The organism is Acetivibrio cellulolyticus CD2 (assembly GCF_000179595.2).
Taxonomy (GTDB): domain Bacteria; phylum Bacillota; class Clostridia; order Acetivibrionales; family Acetivibrionaceae; genus Acetivibrio; species Acetivibrio cellulolyticus.
On the sequence record NZ_JH556653.1, the window covers coordinates 1 to 3,245 of the forward strand.

Genomic DNA, 3,245 nt, shown 5'->3' on the forward strand with positions numbered 1-3,245 from the left:
CTCCTTTGATAGTAAAGTGATGCCACTTCACTATTTTATGCGGTATTAGCACTAGTTTCCCAGTGTTATCCCCCTGTATGAGGCAGATTGCCCACGCGTTACTCACCCGTCCGCCGCTAAGAATATATTGCTATATTCTCCGCTCGACTTGCATGTGTTAAGCACGCCGCCAGCGTTCGTCCTGAGCCAGGATCAAACTCTCTAAAAAAATATTTATTAGAGAGCCTTTTGGCTCTAAATTACTTACTCGCGTATATTTGTTTCGCAAGTTACTCAATTAATTAACGAGTTCCTTATCGTCTTACACTGTTTACTTTTCAAAGTCCATATCCTCGCTTCGTCAGCGCGGAATCTTATGTTAACATGTCGCTTCTTCTTTGTCAACACTTTTTTTAAAACTTTTTTTGTGTTAACTTCCGACTCGCCTCTAGTATTACTTTCAGCGTTTTGTTCTCGGCATCAGCGACAGCTTTAATAATATACCACCTATTTCAGTTTGGTTCAACTCCATTAAAACCTGATATTCTCGAATTAATTAAATTTATGTTTTATTTCCTTCAATATAACATGATATCCTACTTTATAATAAATTATACGTACTTTTTATTTTTTTATAAAATACAGAATAGATTAGGCATTTCAATATACAGCGGCCAGCACCACCTAATACACTCATATAACATCAATCGGAACCATAAACATTTATCTTATCAAGACAATTAACCTCTTAGGTATAATTGATTTAAGCTTCGACGGCATATTATTCAAATCTTCCTTAGTAATACCTTTTATAATTATCATAACGAACATAAAAGCAACCACACCTGCCAAAACAGATATCGCTGTTGCAAGTGCATTTGCAATATAGCTGTTTCCCATAAAATTGAAAATAAAGTAGAATAGTTTGTAAATTATCCAAACAGTCATGCCCATAAAACCTGAAGCGACCAATGGTTTTATTATTTGCTTTATAAAGTTTATATTAGCACCTACACTCTTTTTTATTTCTATTGTATTTAGTACAATCGGTACACTAAAACCAATTATACTTCCAATTACCGCTCCCATAACATTAATATCCCTGATACCTATTAAAAAGTAATTGACAATTATCTTGACCACTATTCCCAACAGTAAATAAAACGTAGCTTTGTAAAGACGACCTGCGCCTTGAAGAATTGAGGACTGTATTTGTGATATAGACATCAAAACCAGTACAACCGAACCATACATCATCAAATAAGAGCCTTCACCGTAACTCAAAATTGAATATATAGGCTTACTTAGCACTGAAAAACCAACTGCTGACGGAATAGCAATAAAAAAGCACAACCTGAAAGCATAATTTATCTTTTCATTAATTTCTCTTTTATTATTTAAAGCAACTGCAGCAGAAATTATAGGAAGTATTGTTGCTGCAAGTGCAGAAGCTATCGCAATAGGAGCATTTAATAACTGCTGGTACTTAAACAGCAAACCATACATCTCACTTGCCCTGGTTTCACTAAAGTTAGCAGCCTGTAGCCTTGTCATAGTATTGCCCAAATCAATGAGATTTCCTGCATATTGTGCAGCTACACAAATAGTTATGGGAATACTGTATTTCACAATCTTTTTTGCCAACTTCTTATATGTTAACCTCTTAACGCCTGAGTTTTTAAGCAGCTTAAACTCTGGGTGACTTTTATTACTATTAAATATATAAATAAGATATCCCCCAGCAATCAAAGCTCCAACAGAAGTTCCAATAGTTGCCCCTGCACATGCCAACTCTACACTCTTTCTAAATAGGTAGGCAAATAAAAGAGTAAAAACTACGTTAACAATCTGTTCTATTACCTGTGATATTGCTGTAGGGGTCATATTGCCACATCCCTGAAAGTAACCCCTATAGGCAGATACAATCGCTGTAATAAATAATGTAGGTGATAAAACAGCTATTCCAAGGGATGCTTTTTCACACTTAAGCATACTTGCCACCGGACCTGCTGTAATGAACATTATAATAGATAGTACTAAACCTAATATTAAAAGATATGATCTCGCTATTTTAAAAGATCTTAAAGCATCTTTGTAATTATCTACTGCATTTAGCTCAGATATAGATTTTGATATAGCTACGGGAATACCCGAATTTGCAATAACATAAATAAAAACATATACCTGATATATTGCTCCATATACGCCTGTTCCCTCATCACCTATTATGGCCATCAAAAAAGGAATGTATAGAAAGGACATGATTTTCACTATAATACCCGCTGCCGACATAACTGCAAAACCTTTGGTTAATGACTGTTTTTCCATATTCTACTCCTATTTAAATTAATAAATCTATTAATGATCTTGTACATTATTCATTTCTTATATACCAAACTCTTATTCTGCAATGAAATGTTTTATATGTTTGTTGGCAAAAATTCTATTTTCAAAACCCTGAATTTTAGAATAAATATTTTAGCATATTTATTCTTATATAACAGCATTAGTGTATTGGAAACACTATTTCATTCTAGACTTATCATATTACATCTATTAAAAAAAGGCTAGCAGCTTTTCAAATTTATGTTTATATTTTATTTATATCGAACTTTAATTTTATATATGTTGAAGCATAAAGTTATTTATTTTTAAAGTATATGTTACAAAACTTTGCTGTTGTTTACAATATCACATCTGATTTTTAACCTTATACTATATTTTTGTATAAAATCTTTGTGGATAAAGTTGTTATAGCGACAACCTTATCCACAAAACAAATCCTAAATTCCGTAACTTTATATCACATACATAAACAATAAAATCTATGAAATATGATTAAATAGACTCTTTCAATTTGTATGTGATATTTTATACGGGAATTTAGGGTTAACATCACAAACTTTTATCAGAATATCTTATAATAAAACAAGACCTTATGGCGTAAACCATAAGGTCTTGATATAAATCTGGCAGCGACTTACTTTCCCGGGACGTCTCCATCCAAGTATCATCAGCACTGAGAAGCTTAACTACCGTGTTCGGAATGGGAACGGGTGTGACCTTCTCGTTATAACCACCAGAAAATTGTAAACTTTTTAAGGTTATGCACCTTCAAAAATATATAATGTTGGAATCAAGATGAAAAGCGGATTTCTTCATTAAGACTTCTTAAAAGACCTTTTCTACCTGTAAAATATTTGGTCAAGCCCTCGACCTATTAGTACCAGTCAGCTAAATACATTACTGCACTTACACCTCTGGCC

General features: G+C 33.1%; 1 protein-coding gene and 2 rRNA genes. All 3 read right to left on the reverse strand.

The features are described from left to right. Positions 1 to 208, reverse strand: a 16S ribosomal RNA gene (locus tag ACECE_RS0202285); the annotation flags it as partial. A gap of 494 nt (positions 209 to 702) precedes the next feature. Then, positions 703 to 2,307, reverse strand: coding sequence for a putative polysaccharide biosynthesis protein (locus ACECE_RS0202290; RefSeq protein WP_010243782.1), 1,605 nt, complete (start codon positions 2,305 to 2,307; stop codon positions 703 to 705). Between the two features lie 639 nt (positions 2,308 to 2,946). After that, positions 2,947 to 3,063: ribosomal RNA gene (gene rrf / locus ACECE_RS0202295) — 5S ribosomal RNA — on the reverse strand. Positions 3,064 to 3,245: the final 182 nt, after the last annotated feature.

Excerpts from the sequence above, each read along its gene's own strand:
- ACECE_RS0202290 (WP_010243782.1), bottom strand. The coding sequence starts at position 2,307 with ATGGAAAAACAGTCATTAACCAAAGGTTTTGCAGTTATGTCGGCAGCG.